This is a genomic window from Streptomyces uncialis, assembly GCF_001905345.1.
Lineage (GTDB): Bacteria > Actinomycetota > Actinomycetes > Streptomycetales > Streptomycetaceae > Streptomyces > Streptomyces uncialis.
Window position 1 is genome coordinate 1414576 of the sequence record NZ_LFBV01000001.1, and the last position, 16260, is coordinate 1430835.

At 72.5% G+C, this 16260-nt stretch carries 13 protein-coding genes; 6 read left to right on the plus strand and 7 right to left on the minus strand.

What is annotated here, in order from left to right; translation table 11 throughout:
• The first annotated feature begins 74 nt into the window (after nt 1-74).
• From AB852_RS06125 to AB852_RS06135, 3 genes are all read left to right on the plus strand, one after another.
• On the plus strand, nt 75-1571 hold the full coding sequence (locus AB852_RS06125) for an FAD-dependent monooxygenase (protein ID WP_073784331.1): 1497 nt from the start codon (nt 75-77) through the stop codon (nt 1569-1571).
• Nucleotides 1572-1603: 32 nt separating this feature from the next.
• A complete protein-coding gene (locus AB852_RS06130; protein WP_073784333.1) occupies nt 1604-3088 on the plus strand; it encodes an FAD-dependent monooxygenase in 1485 nt (494 codons plus the stop codon).
• Nucleotides 3089-3203: 115 nt separating this feature from the next.
• Nucleotides 3204-4334, plus strand: coding sequence for a ParB/RepB/Spo0J family partition protein (locus tag AB852_RS06135; protein WP_073784335.1), 1131 nt, complete (start codon nt 3204-3206; stop codon nt 4332-4334).
• Between the two features lie 698 nt (nt 4335-5032).
• On the opposite strand, the gene AB852_RS06140 is transcribed toward AB852_RS06135, so the two are convergent.
• The 3 genes from AB852_RS06140 to AB852_RS06150 form a co-directional block, all read right to left on the minus strand.
• The gene (locus tag AB852_RS06140; protein ID WP_073784337.1) at nt 5033-5917 is read right to left on the minus strand and encodes a helix-turn-helix domain-containing protein; all 885 of its coding nucleotides are present in this window, start codon (nt 5915-5917) and stop codon (nt 5033-5035) included.
• 23 nt (nt 5918-5940) lie between these two features.
• Nucleotides 5941-6723 (minus strand): AfsR/SARP family transcriptional regulator, encoded by a 783-nt coding sequence (locus AB852_RS06145; protein ID WP_073784339.1) that lies wholly within the window; start codon nt 6721-6723, stop codon nt 5941-5943.
• Between the two features lie 66 nt (nt 6724-6789).
• On the minus strand, nt 6790-8010 hold the full coding sequence (locus AB852_RS06150; RefSeq protein WP_073785517.1) for an aminotransferase class I/II-fold pyridoxal phosphate-dependent enzyme: 1221 nt from the start codon (nt 8008-8010) through the stop codon (nt 6790-6792).
• Between the two features lie 220 nt (nt 8011-8230).
• On the opposite strand from AB852_RS06150, the gene rfbB reads away from it, so the two are divergent.
• Nucleotides 8231-9214 carry a dTDP-glucose 4,6-dehydratase gene (rfbB, locus tag AB852_RS06155; RefSeq protein WP_073784341.1) on the plus strand — a complete coding sequence of 328 codons (984 nt, stop codon included), beginning with the start codon at nt 8231-8233 and terminating at the stop codon, nt 9212-9214.
• Between the two features lie 193 nt (nt 9215-9407).
• Nucleotides 9408-10052: an antibiotic biosynthesis monooxygenase family protein gene (locus AB852_RS06160; RefSeq protein WP_073784344.1), complete on the plus strand. Its 645-nt coding sequence runs from the start codon at nt 9408-9410 to the stop codon at nt 10050-10052.
• A 51-nt stretch (nt 10053-10103) separates the two neighbouring features.
• Here the strand turns inward: AB852_RS06160 and AB852_RS06165 are convergent, their stop codons facing one another.
• From AB852_RS06165 to AB852_RS06180, 4 genes are all read right to left on the minus strand, one after another.
• Nucleotides 10104-10718, minus strand: coding sequence for a response regulator transcription factor (locus AB852_RS06165; RefSeq protein WP_073784346.1), 615 nt, complete (start codon nt 10716-10718; stop codon nt 10104-10106).
• Between the two features lie 77 nt (nt 10719-10795).
• Nucleotides 10796-12061 carry a sensor histidine kinase gene (locus AB852_RS06170; RefSeq protein WP_245876617.1) on the minus strand — a complete coding sequence of 422 codons (1266 nt, stop codon included), beginning with the start codon at nt 12059-12061 and terminating at the stop codon, nt 10796-10798.
• Between the two features lie 126 nt (nt 12062-12187).
• Complete coding sequence (locus AB852_RS06175) at nt 12188-14536, minus strand: TOMM precursor leader peptide-binding protein (RefSeq protein WP_073784348.1); 2349 nt, start codon at nt 14534-14536, stop codon at nt 12188-12190.
• Between the two features lie 197 nt (nt 14537-14733).
• Nucleotides 14734-14922, minus strand: a complete 189-nt coding sequence (locus AB852_RS06180; protein WP_073784350.1) for a hypothetical protein — start codon at nt 14920-14922, stop codon at nt 14734-14736.
• A gap of 318 nt (nt 14923-15240) precedes the next feature.
• On the opposite strand from AB852_RS06180, the gene AB852_RS06185 reads away from it, so the two are divergent.
• Nucleotides 15241-16050: an AfsR/SARP family transcriptional regulator gene (locus tag AB852_RS06185; protein WP_073784352.1), complete on the plus strand. Its 810-nt coding sequence runs from the start codon at nt 15241-15243 to the stop codon at nt 16048-16050.
• The last annotated feature ends 210 nt before the right edge of the window (nt 16051-16260 follow it).

A 16260-nucleotide genomic window follows, 5' to 3' on the forward strand; every position in this document is an offset into this window, starting at 1 on the left:
GATCCGCAGTCGAACCGCGGCCCGGTGTAGTTTGTCGGCGCCGATTCCAGAGCCACAGCGCGGAGGACCGGAAGATGAAGTCTGGCGTAATAGTTGTCGGTGCCGGTCCGGTCGGATTGATGCTGGCCGGTGAACTCCGAATGGGCGGGGCGGAGGTCACCGTCTACGACCGGCTGACCGCCCCCGCCGGGGAATCCCGTGCCCTCGGCTTCAACCGGAGGGCCGCCGAATCCCTGGGGCAGCGCGGGCTGCTCGCGAGGCTGGGGGACTTCCGCTGGGGCGCGATGGGCCACTTCGGCGGCGTCCGCTTCGACCTGGGCCTGCTCGACGAGGACCAGAGCGGCGTACTGGGTCTGTCCCAGGCCAGGACCGAGGAGGCACTGGGCAGCTGGCTGGCCGAGCTGGGTGTGCCGGTGCGGCGCGGGTACGAGGTGACCGGCTTCCGTGAGACGCCCGACGGTGTCGTGGTGGCCCTCGACGGGCCGGACGGCCCCGGCGAGGACTCCGCCGCGTATCTCGTCGGCTGCGACGGGGCCCGCAGCACCGTCCGCGCGCTGGCCGGGATCAAGGCCCCCGGCCCGGCGTCCACCCGGGGTATGTACACGGCGGAGATCACCGGGGCGGAGCTGCGCCCCCGGCCCATCGGCGAACGCCTGCCCGGCGGGAACATGGTGGTGAGCACCCCGCTGGGCGGCGGACGCTGGCGCATCGTGATCCACGACCGGAGCCTGCCGAAGGACCCCGACCCCGGGACGCTCACGTTCGCACGCGTCGCGGACGCGTGGCAGCGGCTCACCGGCGAGTCCGTCCACGGGGCGCGGGCGGAGTGGGTGTGGGCCCGCGGCAACGGGACCGCGCTGGCCGACGCGTACCGGCGCGGGCGGGTGTTCCTGGCCGGGGACGCCGCGCACGACCTGCCGCCACTGGCCGCCTGGGGGCTCAGCGCCGGACTCCAGGACGCGGTGAACCTCGGCTGGAAGCTCGCCGCGGTGACCGGCGGCCGGGCCCCGGACACCCTGCTCGACACGTACCACGCCGAGCGCCATCCGGTCGGCCGGCGGCTCGTCCGCGACACTCGGGCCGCGTCGATGGTGTACCTCGGCGACGACAGCATGGAACCGCTGCGCGGGGTGCTGGGCGAGCTGGCGGGCCACAAGGGCGCGGCCGGTCAGCTGTCCGGGATCGTCAGCGGGCTCGGTATCCGCTACGACATGGGTCCGGGCGACCACCCGCTGCTGGGCCTGCGGATGCCGCCCGGCCACGAGGTGATCCGCGCCGACGGAAGCCGGGTCCGGGCCGGGGAACTGCTGCGCGCCGCGCGCGGGGTGCTCGTCGTGACCGGCGGCGCCGCGAAGGCGGGCCGTCTCGCGGGCGGCTGGGCCGACCGGATCGACATCGTGACCGGCGACTGGGCGCCCGGGCAGGAGCCGTTGCCGGACGCGCTGCTGATCCGCCCGGACGGCTATGTCGCCTGGACCTCGTCCGGCAGCGGCCGCGGGCTGTCCGACGCGCTCGGCCGCTGGTTCGGCGCCGCCCGCACCGATGCCACCGCCACCCCGGCCGTCCGGTGACCGGCCGTAACGGACCGATGAGGAGCGTGGGAATGACCAGGGACGTGATCGTCGTCGGCGGGGGCCCGGTCGGGCTGATGGCGGCCGGCGAACTCCGGCTCGGCGGCCTCGACGTCGTCGTCCTCGAAAGGCTGCCCGCCCCGTCGCGGGAGTCACGCGGCGCCAGCTTCACCCGGCGCACCGCCGAGTGCTTCGACCAGCGCGGGCTGCTCGGCAGGCTGGGCGGCACGGAACGCGCCGACAGCCACTTCGGCGGGGTCCCGATCGACCTCGGCGTGTTCGAGGAGGACCACTTCGCCGCCCGGGGTATCCCCCAGTACCGCACCGAGCGGATGCTGGAGGACTGGGTGACCGAGCTGGGTGTGCCGGTGCGGCGCGGGTACGAGGTGACCGGTTTCCGTGAGACGTCCGACGGCGTGGTGGTGGCCTTCGACGGGCCGGACGGCCCCGGCGAGGAGAGCGCCGCGTATCTCGTCGGCTGCGACGGCGGCCGCAGCACGGTCCGCGGGCTCGCCGGTATCGGCTTCCCCGGCCCGGAGCCCACCCGCGGCTTCTACACCGCCGACGTCACCGGCATCGAGACCCGCCGCCGCCGGATCGGCGAGGACCTGCCGGGCGGCAGCATGGTCATGGCGATGGACCTGGAGAACGGCGTCACCAGGGTCGTCGTCCATGAGCGGGGCATGGGGCCCCGGGACCGGGACTCCCTGACGTACGCGGAACTGGCCGACGCCTGGCAGCGGCTCACCGGCGAGTCCATCCACCACGGCGACTGCCGCTGGATCAGCTGCTTCACCGACGCCTCCCGGGTGGCCGACGAGTACCGGCGCGGCCGGGTGTTCCTGGCCGGGGACGCCACCCATGTACAGCCCCCGGCCATGGCGCAGGGCCTCAGCGTGGGGGTGCAGGACGCGGTGAACCTCGGCTGGAAGCTGGCGGCGGTGATCGGCGGCCGGGCCCCGGACACCCTGCTCGACACCTACCAGTCCGAACGCCGCCCGGTCGGACGGCAGCTGGGCCGCAACGCCCGCGCCGCGATCGAACTGCGCCTCACCGGGGAGGAGATGGACCCGGTCCGCGAGGTGCTGACCGAACTGATGGGCCACAAGGACGCCGCCGGTCATCTGGCCGGGATGCTCAGCGGGCTCGGTATCCGCTACGACATGGGACCGGGCGGCCACCCCCTGCTCGGCCTGCGGATGCCGCCCGCCCAGGAGATCGTCCGCCCCGACGGCTCCCGCGTACGCGTCGTCGAACTGCTGCGCGCCGTACGGGGTGTGCTCGTCGTGACCGGCGCCGCCACCGACGCCGCGCGGATCGCGGACGGCTGGAACGACCGGGTCGACGTCGTCACCGGCGACTGGGCACCCGGCCGCGGCACCCCGCCGGACGCCGTACTGATCCGCCCCGACGGCTACGTCGCCTGGACCTCGACCGGCGGCGGGAACGGACTGTCCGACGCCCTCGGCCGCTGGTTCGGCACCGCCCGCACCGGCGTCACCGCACAGCCCGTCTGAACCACCCGCACCCGGAAACTCGAATCCGCTCCAGCCGTGCGTCCAGCCGCCCTCGACTCCGGCTAAAGACGCCTCTGCCACTCTCAGGGCACGGCAGCAGAAAGGAGCACACTGAATGGCTCTGGACCATGGGCGGGCCGTCCTGATCGCGGGCGACTTCGGCTCTGTCACGCCGGATGCCGATGAATCGGTGACCAACGACGGATTCGATCTGAAGAATTTCGAGCAGCTTCCGGTACGGGACGTTCCGGTGAGCGATCTGTCACCGGAACAATATCTGCGCAAGGGCGGCACCAACGCCGCCCATGTCCAACTGCTCGTCGACGCGGCGGGAACCTCGGCGCTGCCGCCCATTCTCGTCCAGGAGGACGGCTGGCGCGTCATTGACGGGCTGCACCGGCTGGAAGCCGCGAAGCTGCGCGGCGACCATTTCATCGAGGCACGCTTTCTCGACTGCACGGATTCGGAAGCGCTCGTCCTCGCCATGAAGGCGAACAGCTCGCACGGGCTGCCGCTGTCGAAGGCCGACCGGGTCTCGGGCGCCCAGCGCGTCCTCACCACCCATCCCGACTGGTCCGACCGCGCCATCGCCGGTATCACCGGGCTGAGCGCCAAGACGATCGCGTCGCTGCGCGGCCGGTCCCCGGGCGGGACCGCCTCCGCCAAACGGCTGGGCCGGGACGGCAGACGACGGCCGGTGGCCGCCGGTGAGGGCCGGCGGCGCGCCGCCGAGTACATCCGCGCGCATCCCGACGCCCCGCTGCGGCAGGTCGCCCGGGACACCGATGTCTCCCTCGGCACGGTGCACGACGTCAGCTCACGGCTGCGCCGCGGCACCAGCCCCGAACTCGACGGGCAGCGGGCCCCGGCGCCCGTGGACCTGCCCCCGCCCGGGACCACCGGCCGGCCGGTGCTGCGCGCGGCCGACGAGACGGCGGAACGGGACACCGACGGGCCGTCCGGCGGCGGTGTGCCGCTGCGGCGCAGGAACCACACCGACGCGCCGGTCACCTGGTCCGGGATCGCGGGCAAGATGGCCAAGGACCCGACCATCCGGTACACCGAGGCGGGCAAGGAGTTCTTGCAGTGGATGGCCCTGCACGCGAACGATCCTGACGGCTGGCGGGAGTTCGTCAGCTCCATCCCGGAGCACTGGCAGAGCGTGATCGCGCCGATCGCGGAGAGCATCGGCCGCGAGTGGAGCACGTTCGCGGAACGCCTCAAGACCAAGCAGGAGGCGGTGTAACGGGTTACCCTCGCTCGCGCTTCTGGGTTCCCCACCTGGACGTACTCGTCCCCACACAGGTACGTCCGTGGGTGCGCAGTTCCCCGCGCCCCTGGGGTCGCGCCTCTTGCGGTTTCCGTGCGGGTGCGGATGGCCCGTGGTTGCTCGCGCAGTTCCCCGCGCCCCTGGGGTTCCCCACCTGGACGTACTTGTTCCTGTACGGGTCGGACGGGGGTGCGCAGTTCCCCGCGCCCCTGGGTGGTGCCCCATTACGGTCGCTTTTCGGGTGCGGGACCGTCCTCGTTTTTGCGCAGTTCCCCGCGCCCCTTTGGGGGCGCCTCTTGAGGCTGTCGGTCGGGTGCGGAACCACTCTCCTCGCGCACTCGCCGGACTGCGGGAGGGGGTGGGCGGGAATCTCTGCTCGCAGACTCCGATGCTCTTCAGTCGGGCAACGAAACGAATTACCGAGCGTGTCGGATCGAGGACGGAGAATCCCGACCGGCACCGACCCAAAGAACCAGCAGATGGCGCCCCAAAGGGGCGCGGGGAACTGCGCAAACCCACCGAGCGACGGCACAGGAACGAAGTACGTCCCGCCGGACGGACCTCGCAAGCGCAAGCGAAGGCGACCCGCGGGGAACTGCGCAAACCCACCGAGCGACGGCACAGGAACGAAGTACGCCCAGCACAGGGAATCCTCGGAAGCGCAAGCGAAGGCGTCACGCGGTGGCGGCCACCGAAGGCAAGGCACTCGCAGGGCACCCCGCAGGGGCCAGCGGCGTACGCGGGGGCTCCAGATCGGGCAGCGCGAGCAGCACGGGCGGATCAGCCGGCCGGTCCCGCCGCAGCCGCACCGCCGTACTCGTGACAGTGCCCGCACCGACGGCGACAGCCCCGTGCCCCCCGACCAGCGAGGTGCGACGGGCCCGGGGATCGGGCCCGACCCCGTCGGCGACGGCCACCGCGTGCACGTACCACGTCCCCACGGGCACGTCCGGCAGCCGGTAGCAGGAGGGCCGCCCGCTGGGCACGTCGACGACGATCCCCGCCGCGGCCGGATGCTGGACGACGGGCGTCGGGAAGGCGCCCACGTACACCCGCGCGTTCCCGTGCCCGTCCGGCAGACTGATCGTCCCCGCGACCGCGCCGGACCCGTCCCGCGCACCCGGCCACGGACCGGGCAGACCTGGACCGGCGAGACCTGGACCGGGCGGACCCGGAGCGGGCAGAGCCGGACCGGGCGCACCCGGCCCGCCGCCGGACCGCGACAGCCGGCGGAACCGTCCGGGGGAGACCCCGACCCCGGCCGTGAAGCTCGTGGTGAACGAACCGAGGCTGCTGTACCCGACCGACGCCGCGATGTCCGCGACGTTCAGCGAGCTGCTCAGCAGGAGCCGCTTGGCCTGGTGCAGCCGCACCGCCGCGAGGAACCGGCCGGGCGTGATCCCGGTCGTGTCCTTGAACAGCCGGGCGAAGTGGAAGCGGCTGAGCCTGGCGCTCTCCGCGATGTCCGTGAGCGACAGCGGATCGCCGTACCGCTCCCGGATACAGGCGACCGCCCGCCCGACCGGATCGTCCCCGCGTGTCTCGCACACGTCACGCATCTCTCCGCCTCCCGTCCAGGGGCTCAGCGTCCGGCTCCGGACACGATCGCCGTCCGCAGCCGCTGGAGCCTCGGGCACGGCTCGATGCCCAGCTCCCGTTCCAGCACCGACCGGAGCCGGTGGAACGCCTGCAACGACCGTCCGACATGTCCCGCCCGGTACAGCGCGGTCATCAGGAACGCGCACAGGTTCTCGTTCATGGGGTGCTTGGCCGCCACGAACGTCAGCTCGCCCAGCAGGTCGGCGTGGCGCCCCAGATGCAGATCGGCCTCGATACGCAGCTCCAGCGCCTTCAGCCGGTGCTCCTCCAGCGACTGCGCCTCGATCTCCAGTACCCGCCCGAGCCGGACGCCCACCAGTGCCGCGCCGCGCCACAGCTCCAGCGCGCGGCTCAGCTCCTCCGAGGCGTACCGGTGGTCACCCGCCTCGGAGGCCTCACGTCCGGTGCGCACCCGGTGGTGGAACAGTTCCACGTCCGTCTCGCACGCGTCCTCCTCCAGCTGATAGCCGTGGCGGCGGGTGCTGAGCAGCTGCCGTGCGTCCGGGTGGCCGGAGTCGACGGCGGCCAAAGCGTTGCGCAGCTGGAGGATGTACGTCTGGAGGGTGGTGGCGAAGCTGCGCGGCGGGCTGTCCCCCCACAGCTCGTCGACGAGTGTCGGCACCGTGACGGTCCGGCCGGCGTTCACCGCGAGCAGCGCCAGCACCTGGCGCTGCTTGGGGGCGCTGGTGCGCACCGGCTTCTGGTCGAGGCGCAGCGACAGCGGGCCGAGGAGCCCGATGCTCAGGTGTCTGGACTCACGATTCATGCCGTCTCCTCAGAACCCCTCGGTCACCGACGGATCGCGCGCCCCTGGGGCGGCTCGGACCGGTCGTCAGCGGGTCGCCCTCACCGGTGCGCGGTCCGCCCCCTGGCGGAACCGGTCGGTCACCACGGGGCCCTGCCCGACGGCGCACCGTACGACGGCGCACACCCGTCGGATGTCCGCGGCGGTGACCGTGGGCCCGGTCGGCAGGGCGAGCACCTGGCCCGCCAGCCGTTCGGTGTGCGGCAGCTCGACGGGTCGCTCCGTGCGGTACGGCTCGACCTGGTGGCAGGCGGGGGAGAAGTACCGCTGGGTGACGATGTTCTCCTCGGCCAGCACCCGCATCAGCAGATCGCGGTGGATGCCGGTGACGTTCTCGTCGACCTTGACGACCACGTACTGGCAGTTGGGGCTCTGGTCCTCGTCGTAGGTGACGACCTGTACGCCGTCGAGGCCGGCCAGCTCGGACGCGTAGTGCGCGAGGTTGGCGCGGTTGTGCAGGACGGTTTCGCCGAACGCCTCCAGGGAGGTCAGCCCCATCGCGGCGGCCGCCTCGCTCATCTTGGCGTTGGTGCCGGTGCGCTGGCTGTTGCCGTCGGGTCCGAAGCCGAAGGAGCGCAGGGACCGCAGACGGCCGGCGAGGTCGTCGTCGTCGGTGACGACGGCACCGCCCTCGAAGCTGTTGACCACCTTCGTGGCGTGGAAGCTGAACACCTCGGCGCCGCCGAAGCCGCCGATGGGCCGTCCCTGGTAGGTGCAGCCCAGGGCGTGCGCGGCGTCGAAGAGCAGCCGCAGTCCGTGCCGGTCGGCGACCTTCTCCAGCTCGTCGATCGCGCTGGGGCGTCCCCACAGATGGACGGGGACGATCGCGGAGGTACGGGAGGTCACCGCGGCCTCGGCCGCGCGCGGGTCGAGGCAGCCGGTGGCCGGGTCGATGTCGCAGAACACCGGGGTGAGGCCCAGTATCCGGGCCGCGTGCGCGGTGGCCACGTAGGTCATCGGGGACATGATGACCTCGCCGGTCAGCTCCGTCGCCATGTACAGCAGTTGCAGTGCCATGGTCGCGTTGCAGGTCGCCACGGCGTTGCGGGTGCCCGCGACCTCCGCGACCCGCTCCTCGAACTCCCGCACCAGCGGGCCGCCATTGGTGAGCCATTGTTCGTCCAGCGCCCCGTTCAGCCGCTCAAGGAAACGCGAACGGTCACCGACCGTCGGACGTCCCACGCACAAGGGCTGCGGGAATTCCGCCGGGCCGCCGAAAAGGGCGAGGTCATCGAATTTCTGCTTCACGCCGGGATCTCCATCGTGGCCGTGGGTCCCGCGGTCCGGCTTCACACGGGTTCTCCCCGGCACAGGAGCATTCCGTACGTTCCTCGTACCCCGGTCGAGAGCGGCTTGTGCGGTACCGGTTCCAGCGGCACTCCACCGGGTGTCCGCCGTGTTCACCGACGCTCGGGTACGCGGAATTCCTTTCCGGCACGGCCGCTGAGATCGGAGCGCTGATCGGGTTATGAGAATACTCGTCACCGGTGGGGCCGGATTCGTCGGCTCGCAATATGTGCGCAGTGTCCTCGACGGCTCGTACCCGGGCCACGAGGACACCAAGGTCACCGTCCTCGACAAGCTCACCTATGCGGGCAATCTGGCGAATCTGCCGCTCGGGGAGGAGCGGCTGACCTTCGTCAAGGGCGACATCTGCGACGCGGACCTGCTGCTCGACCTGCTGCCCGGCCATGACGCGGTCGTCCACTTCGCGGCGGAGAGCCATGTGGACCGGTCGCTGCTCGACGCCACCCCGTTCACCGTCACCAATGTGCTCGGCACCCACACCCTGCTGGAGTGCTGTCTGCGGCGCGGTATCGGACGGGTCGTGCAGATCTCGACCGACGAGGTGTACGGCACGATCGCCGAGGGCTCCTGGACGGAGGACCACCCGCTGCTGCCGAACTCGCCCTACGCCGCGTCGAAGGCGTCGGCCGATCTGCTCGCCCGGTCCTACCACCGCTCCCACGGGCTGCCGGTGGTGATCACCCGCTGTTCCAACAACTACGGTCCCTACCAGCACGTCGAGAAGCTGATCCCGCGCTTCGTCGCCGGTCTGCTGAACGGGCAGCGGGTGCCGCTGTACGGCGACGGCCGCAACGTCCGCGAGTGGGTGCATGTCGCCGACCACTGCCGGGGCGTGCAACTGGCCCTGGAGAAGGGCCGGGACGGCGAGATCTACCACTTCGGCGGCGGTGTCGAGCTGACCAACCGCGAACTGACCGCCCGGCTGCTGGAGAAGTGCGGCGCCGACTGGGACTCGGTGCGCTTCGTCGAGGACCGCAAGGGCCACGACCGCCGCTACTCCCTCGACGACGGCAGGTCCCGACGCGAACTGGGCTATGCCCCGCGGGTGCCGTTCGAGGACGGGCTGGCCGACGTCGTGTCCTGGTACGACCGCCACCGCGACTGGTGGACGGATGAGTTCACGCCGTTCGGGGCCGGTTCCTGAGCATTCGGGACGTCCCGGCGCACGTAGGCGGGAACCCGCCGCGCTACAGGCGCCCGGAGTTGGGCAAGATGGAGTCCGCCGCCGAGTGTGCGCTGTGCACAGGCTCAGCGGCACAACTCGGGCTGCCGACACGGGTGGTGATGATGAACGCGTTGACGAAACGATCCGCCCGCGGGTCCGGAAAGCGGGGAGGATGACGGTTCCGCCGCGGGACCCGCCGGCGTTCACGACCACCCGGATCACCGCCCGGGGCGACCCCGCGGAAGTGGCCCGACGGCACCGGGAGTACGGGGCGGGGCTGCGCGGCAGCCCCGGGTTCGACCTGCTGGTCACGGTCCGGGTGGCCGGACCCCAGGACACCTACGCGACGTTCGTCCGCTGGCGCCGCGCCCGTGACCTGCTCGCCGGTGCGCACGCCGACGGGTCGGCCGACGCGCTGCGGTCCCTGCACGCCCTGGCCGCACCGGACGCGGACCCGGAACCGGACCAGTACCTGAGCGTCGGACGGCTACCCGACCGGCGGCACGACGACGGCGGCTTCCTGCTGCTGCTGCACGCCGATCTGGCGGGCGTACCGGCGGAGTTCGAGCAGTCCTTCGGCGCGCTGGTCGCCGGCTGCGCCCGCGCGCCCGGCTTCGCCGGGGCCGAACTGCTGCGCTCCACGCTCCGGCCCTACCGGTACCGGGGGCTGGTGTGGTGGTGGGACGAGCAGTCCTGCGGGCGGGCGACGGACGGTGAGCGGTTCCGGGAGGGGTCGGCCCGGCTGACCGGGACGGAGCGCGTCGACATGGAGCGTGGCCGGTGTGTCGCGCGGGTCACCGCACCGATGGCGCGGTGAGGCCCGGCGGTCCGCCGTCCCCGGGCCGTGAGCGGGGACGCCGGGGAGCGGTCAGGGTATCCAGCCGCCCTCCTCGGCTATCCGGATGGCGTCCACGCGGTTGCGGGCGTTGAACTTGGTGACGATCGCCGTGAGGTAGTTGCGGACGGTGCCGGGGGAGAGGTGGAGCGTGCCCGCGATCTCGGCGGCGGCGGCGCCCCCGGCGGCGTGCCGCAGCACTTGCAGCTCCCTGGGGGAGAGCGGGCAGGACGGGGCGTTCCAGGCGGCCAGCGCGAGTTGGGGGTCGATGACACGCTGTCCGGCCGCGATGGATCGGACCGCCTGGGCCAGCCGGTCGGGCGGCGCGTCCTTGAGCAGGAAACCGGAGACCCGGGTGGCCATGGCCCGCCGGAAGATGCCGGGCCGGTTGAGGTTGGTGAGGATCAGGGTGCCGCACGAGGGCAGCTTCTCGTGGAGTTCCGCCGCCGCCGTGAGGCCGTCCTTCCCGGGCAGGTCGACGTCCAGGACGGCGACGTCGGGTCTGACCTCCAGCGCCGTTTCGAGGATGGTGTCGCCCCGTTCGACCGAAGCGACCACCTTCAGGCCCGGCTCCAGTTCGAGCAGCGCCGCGAGGGCCCCCCTGATCATATGGACGTCTTCGGCTAGAAGGATGCGCACCGATAACATGTGTCCCCCGTCGATGTCGTCTGGTTGGCAGCGTACGTGTCCGGGACCGGAGAAATCGTTTCAGCTGAAGATGTCCATCAGCTGGGGACACCCAGCGAAAGGTGGCCGTCCGCCGGCCGTACGCCCACGGGGTCGACCGGTGCCTGCGCGCGGAGGACGAACCGTCCGTCGGCCCCCACACCGGCCCGGAAGCTGCCGCCGATCGACTCCAGCCGGTGCCGGAGGTTGCCGAGACCGCTCCCCCTGGTCCCGGTGGCCTCGACCGTGGCACCGCCGCGCACCCCGTCGTTCACCAGGGTCAGCCGCACGGTCCCGTCGTACCGGGTGACCGTGATGCCGACCTCGCGGGCGGTGCTGTGCCGCAGGATGTTGGTGATGCCCTCGCGCAGGACCGTGGCGAGCACGGTGTCCACGACCGGGTGCAGCGGACCGCAGTCCACCGTGGTCAGTGTCCGTACCTCGGCGGTGGCGAGGATGCTCGTCCCCGACGCCATCTCGGACTCCACGGTCAGATCGCGGTAACCGCTGGCCACCAGCCGTACATCGGCCAGTGCCTGACGGGCGACCGTGAGCACGTCCCCGACCTCCTCACCGGCCCGCTCCGGCCGGTCCGGCAGCAGCCGGTGCACCAGCTCCGCCTTGAGGGTGATGGCCGAGAGGCTGTAGCCGAGCAGGTCGTGCAGGTCCCGGGCGAAGCGCAGCCGTTCCCGGGTCACCGCCGCGTAGGCCCGTTCGGTGCGGGAGGCGTCGAGCCACACCACCAGGGAGGTGAGCCGGGCGAGGGCGTAGAGGAACATCCCGATGTACGCCGTGACGAGCCCGAGGTAGATCGTCCGCAGCAGGCTGTGCCCCGCGAACAGCCCCATGCCGACCTGCGCGGACACGATGACCCCGAAGACCGGCGCCGCCGCCCGCATCGGCAGCAGATACAGGACGGCCCCGGCCAGCGGTCCGCCCATGCTTCCCCAGCTGAACCCGAAGAAGGCGAAGGGCAGATGGGTCGCCACGGCCTGGACGCCGAGGGCCAGCCAGCGGTGGGAAGCGGGCCAGCAGGGCGCCTTCGGCGAGGTGATCAGGAAGCTCACGCCGATGGCGGCCAGCGCGAAGGCCAGACAGACCGCGTACTGACCGCTGGTGGCGCCCGTCCAGTACACATTCATGAAGGCGATGGCGCCGAGGCTGCACAGGGCGAACGCGGTTATCGCACGGGCCGTCCGGGGCGCGGGCATGACCGTCGGGGCGAGAAGCGGGTCCGCGGAAGCGGGGCCTTCCTTCCGCCGGGCGCTGACGGCGCAGCAGTGCGCGTCGGCTGTGTCGACAGCATGGTCCACTTCCCCGTTCAACAAGCTTCTCCCAAGAGAGGACGCTGAACCGGGTGGTTCAGACAGGCCGGTCCGCGTGGGCCTCGTCCAGAGTAACGAGCAGATTCGAACAGAAGGAAGAAGGAAGAACGCGTTTGATGGCTGGGCTCACAAAAAAAGCGACACCGGATTGAGTTCGTCGCGCCGCCGCGGCCGGCCGAGCCGTCCGAGCGCCACCGGAACGTCGTACAGCCTGCCCGGACCGAGCCTCGCCCAGAAGTGCCGCAGACCGGGAACGATCACCTTCATCACGGGAATGCCGACGTCGGGGCGGGTCTGGTCGAGCACGAGCAGCTCCATGCCCCGCTCCCGCACCAGTTCCTCCACCGCCTCGACGTCCGCGCGCAGATCGTCGCGGCGCTGGTACGGGTGGGTCCCGGGGAGGGTGGGCGGCGCGGCCGGATCGGGGCGCAGATACGGGTGGCCGACGACGGTCGCCTCCGACCACCAGGTGGCGAGATCGGTGGGGACACCCGCCGCGTACCGGCCACCGGGCGTTTCCGGGCCGGGTACGGCGGGCAGGAACTGGCCGAGCTCCGTGACGGCCCGGCGCAACGCGACCCGGGGGTCCGGGTGCGCCCCGAAGCCGAGCAGGATGTCCTCCGCCGCCCGGCCGGTCCCGTCCGCCCGGTCCGCTCCGTCCGCCCGGTCCGTCCGCCGGGAGACCGCGGCCACCACCGGGACGCCCAGGTCGGAGGTGACGTCGAGTGCCCACAGCTCCCGGCCGAGCGCGCGGTACGTGCCGCGCAGCGCGGCGAGCCACGGCTCGTCGAAGGCGTCCAGGTCGACGGCCGGATGGCGGGTGCGGTTGTACCACCACAGGGCCACCGCGTCCCGCTCGACCAGTTCGTAGAAGCCCTGGAGCAGGGCGTCCTCCGGACTGCTGCCCGCGGCCTGCCCGTTGGAGTCGGCGACCAGCGCGTCGGGCGGGCCGTCCGGGCAGGCGTCGAAGTACAGCATGGACGTGGGCAGCAGCCGGTGCCTGCGGTGGGTCAGCGACCAGACGGGGGTCCACTCCACCGGCTCGTGCTCGTCGAAGGGCAGCGGCACCTGGTGGAACGCGCCGTGGGCGGCGTTCCATTCGTCGCGCTCGCGGAACTGCCAGTCGGCGAAGAGCTGGATGTCGTCGGGGTGGACCGCCTCGTCACCGAGGGCGGCGTAGGTGTCCAGCCGGACGGCCTCGTCCCCCTGCCGGGTCGCGGAGTAGCGCTCGACGGCCTCGCACAGCGCGCTGACCCGGGCGTCGGTGTCGGTGAGGCCCTTTCCGCCGCTCATGCTCCGCAGTCCGCCGCGCAGTTGGGACAGGGTGCGCGGGGCGAAGGCCGGGTTCCAGCCGGAGAGATAGGCGTGCACGCCGTCGGGCAGCGACGGCGGCCGGCGCAGATCGGACACCACCCCGGTCGCCCCGCTCACCAGGTGCCCGTGCGCCGCGAGCATCTGCGCGGAGGACAGCGCGCGGTCGCCGCCCCGGTGGTCGGCCTTGGCGCGCGAGCGCGGTACGACCGGCTGCCAGGCCCGTGCCGCGACCAGGCCGTCGTCCCCGCACGCGGGGCACTGGGGGCGGCGGCTCAGCGGGTGGTGGGTGCTCCCCTGGGTCAGGGTGTCGACGACGCACACGGCCGACTGGTCGGGGCCCCGGACCCCGGCGAGCCATTTGACCGCCTCCAGGGCGGCCCGGTGCAGACCGAGCAGCCGGGTCGCGGGGAGCGAGGTGGCGGGCCGCGCGACGGGGCCGCTGAGCCCGAGCGCGTTGCGCAGCGGCTCCTCGGCGCGGCGGTGCAGCCGCAGCCGCTGCGCCAGACAGGACCAGCACGGCCCGTCGGGACGGAACACCGGTCCGACCCGTACCTCCACCCCGTACGGGTCCGCGAGCAGCCAGGGGCGGCCCAGCGCGCGGTGTTCCGCGTCGATCCGGGCGAGGCCGGGGTCGAGGTAGTCGTCGCACAGCACCAGACCGAGGGCGGCGGGGCCGGTGTCCTCCCCGGCGACCAGCAGTCCGGCGGCCTCGCAGGCCGAGCGGGCCTCCGCGAGGTCCGCCCGGCCCACGGTGACGAGGTCCACGGGTGACCCCGACACGGTGGCCTCGGTACCGGGGCCGTCGAGCCCGGCCAGCTCCCAGTACGCCTGGGCGGCACAGGCGTTGTCGTGCGCGCGGGGGGTGGCACCGGCCGCCGCGTCCGTGTCGACCCGGCCGATCAGTCCGGCCCGGTCCAGCTCGTCGAGCGCGCGCCGGGCGTCCTCGGCGGGCACTTCCCGGGCCGCGTCGCGCAGCAGCCGCGGGAGGGTGCGGGTGCCGTCGAGCAGCCGGGCCAGCGCCGGTACGTGCGGGCCGTGCAGGGCGATGACCCGGCGGGCGGACAGCAGGTACACGGCCTCGCCGGGCACCACCTCCGCCCGCAGATGGCGGCGGAAGCCGATCCGCGGGCCCTCGTCCGTGCCGGCGTCGCCCGTGTCCATCGGGTTCCCCTTCTGCTGGCTGGCTGGCTGGGTTGGCTGGGCGGGTTGGGCGGGTTGGCTGGTTGCCGACCGGTGACCGCTCACCGGGGCCCGCCGACCGCCGACCGCTCGCTCGTGGTGCGGCGGTCGGCGGTCGTGCGCGGGGGTGACCGGGTGCGCGCCGGTCGGTCAGCGGTCGGCGGTGGCGGTCCGCGCCGTCAGTGGTCCGAGGTGCCGGAGCGGCTCAGCAGCGTCGGCAGCGCGAGCGCCGGGGCGGCCGTCCAGTCGAGGTACTCGATCGTGACGGCCGGTGCGGCGGTGCCGCCGTCACCGGTGGACCGGAGGCCGTCGGGGCCGGCGGAGGTGCTGGAGGTCCGGGCGTACCGCGTGCTGGTGTGCGTGTTCATCCTGAATGCCCCTCTGTGTTCCATGTGGCCGGTGTGCCAGTAGATTTTCCGGTGCGCTGTGCCTGCGTTCCGATGCCGCGGCGTGTCCGCGTATCGCCGATTCCCGGCTACTGGGGTGTGGCCGGATCGACGCTCGATTCTGGGCCGCACCGGCTCGAAGGGGAAGTGTGTCCGTCACCCTCCGACCATGAGGAATTCATGGTCGCAACCGTGAGAGGCTCCCTGGCCCACATGGCACAGGGGGCGCAGGATCACCACTGGCTCATGCGACGACACCCGCCGGCCTCCGACCGGAGGGAGCGAAGGGGACTGAGCAATATGGAGATCAACGTACTGGGACCGCTGACCGCTCACGAACGCGGGGTGTCCTTGGTGCCGAGTGCCACCAAGCCCCGTCAGATCCTGGCCGTGCTCGCGCTGCAGACGGGCCATGTGGTGACGGTGCCCACCCTGGTCGAGGAGGTCTGGGGCTCCGACGTCCCGCGCAGCGCCGCGACCACCCTCCAGACGTACATCCTTCAACTGCGCCGCAACATCGCCGCCGGGCTCCGGGGCGAACCGGGCCGCTGTCCCAAGGACGTGCTGGTCACGCAGCACGGCGGCTATCTGCTCGACATAGGCACCGGCCGGGTCGACGCGCAGGAGTTCGACGGCCTGCTGCGGGCCGGCCGGTCCGCCTACGCGCAGGAAGACTTCGCGTCGGCGTCCGACCTGTTCGGCCGGGCCCTGGACCTGTGGCGCGGACCCGCCCTCGTGGACGTGCGCGTCGGCACCGTGCTCGAACTGGAGGTCCTGCGGATGGAGGAGAACCGGATGGCCGCGCTGGAACGGCGCATCGACGCCGATCTGCGGCTCGGCCGGCACCGTGAACTCGTCCCCGAGCTGCATGTCCTGACCGCCCGGCACCCCATGCACGAGAACTTCTGCGCCCAGCTCATGCTGGCACTGCACCGCTCCGGCGGCGCTTGGCGGGCGCTGGAGTCGTACCAGCGGCTGCGCAAGGCGCTGGTCAGCGAGCTGGGCCTGGAGCCGTCGCAGAACCTTCAGCGGCTTCACCGGGCGGTGCTCTCCGGTGACCCGCAACTGGAGCTGCCCGAGGCCGTCGCCGACCGCAAGGGCGGGCGCTGACGGCCGCCGCCCGCACCGCGGACTCCCCGGGGACGACCGGCCCCGGCAGGCCCGACCCCCACGGTCCACGGTGCCTCCGTGGTCCCGTACGGGCCCGCTCAAGTCCCGTTCGAGCGCGGTTCGAGGCGTACTCGACCGGCTCTCGACGGGGTGTGTTGTAGGGATTGAGCAATACGGGAGAAGCTCGGCCGCTTCCGGGAGGAAGCGAGC

What these genes read in the sequence shown, in the direction of transcription:
- AB852_RS06160 (WP_073784344.1), top strand. Translation starts at nt 9,408, where the DNA reads ATGACGGTTCCGCCGCGGGACCCGCCGGCGTTCACGACCACCCGGATC.
- AB852_RS06185 (WP_073784352.1), top strand. Translation starts at nt 15,241, where the DNA reads ATGGAGATCAACGTACTGGGACCGCTGACCGCTCACGAACGCGGGGTG.
- rfbB (WP_073784341.1), top strand. Translation starts at nt 8,231, where the DNA reads ATGAGAATACTCGTCACCGGTGGGGCCGGATTCGTCGGCTCGCAATAT.
- AB852_RS06180 (WP_073784350.1), bottom strand. Translation starts at nt 14,922, where the DNA reads ATGAACACGCACACCAGCACGCGGTACGCCCGGACCTCCAGCACCTCC.
- AB852_RS06140 (WP_073784337.1), bottom strand. Translation starts at nt 5,917, where the DNA reads ATGCGTGACGTGTGCGAGACACGCGGGGACGATCCGGTCGGGCGGGCG.
- AB852_RS06165 (WP_073784346.1), bottom strand. Translation starts at nt 10,718, where the DNA reads ATGTTATCGGTGCGCATCCTTCTAGCCGAAGACGTCCATATGATCAGG.
- AB852_RS06125 (WP_073784331.1), top strand. Translation starts at nt 75, where the DNA reads ATGAAGTCTGGCGTAATAGTTGTCGGTGCCGGTCCGGTCGGATTGATG.
- AB852_RS06145 (WP_073784339.1), bottom strand. Translation starts at nt 6,723, where the DNA reads ATGAATCGTGAGTCCAGACACCTGAGCATCGGGCTCCTCGGCCCGCTG.
- AB852_RS06175 (WP_073784348.1), bottom strand. Translation starts at nt 14,536, where the DNA reads ATGGACACGGGCGACGCCGGCACGGACGAGGGCCCGCGGATCGGCTTC.
- AB852_RS06135 (WP_073784335.1), top strand. Translation starts at nt 3,204, where the DNA reads ATGGCTCTGGACCATGGGCGGGCCGTCCTGATCGCGGGCGACTTCGGC.
- AB852_RS06130 (WP_073784333.1), top strand. Translation starts at nt 1,604, where the DNA reads ATGACCAGGGACGTGATCGTCGTCGGCGGGGGCCCGGTCGGGCTGATG.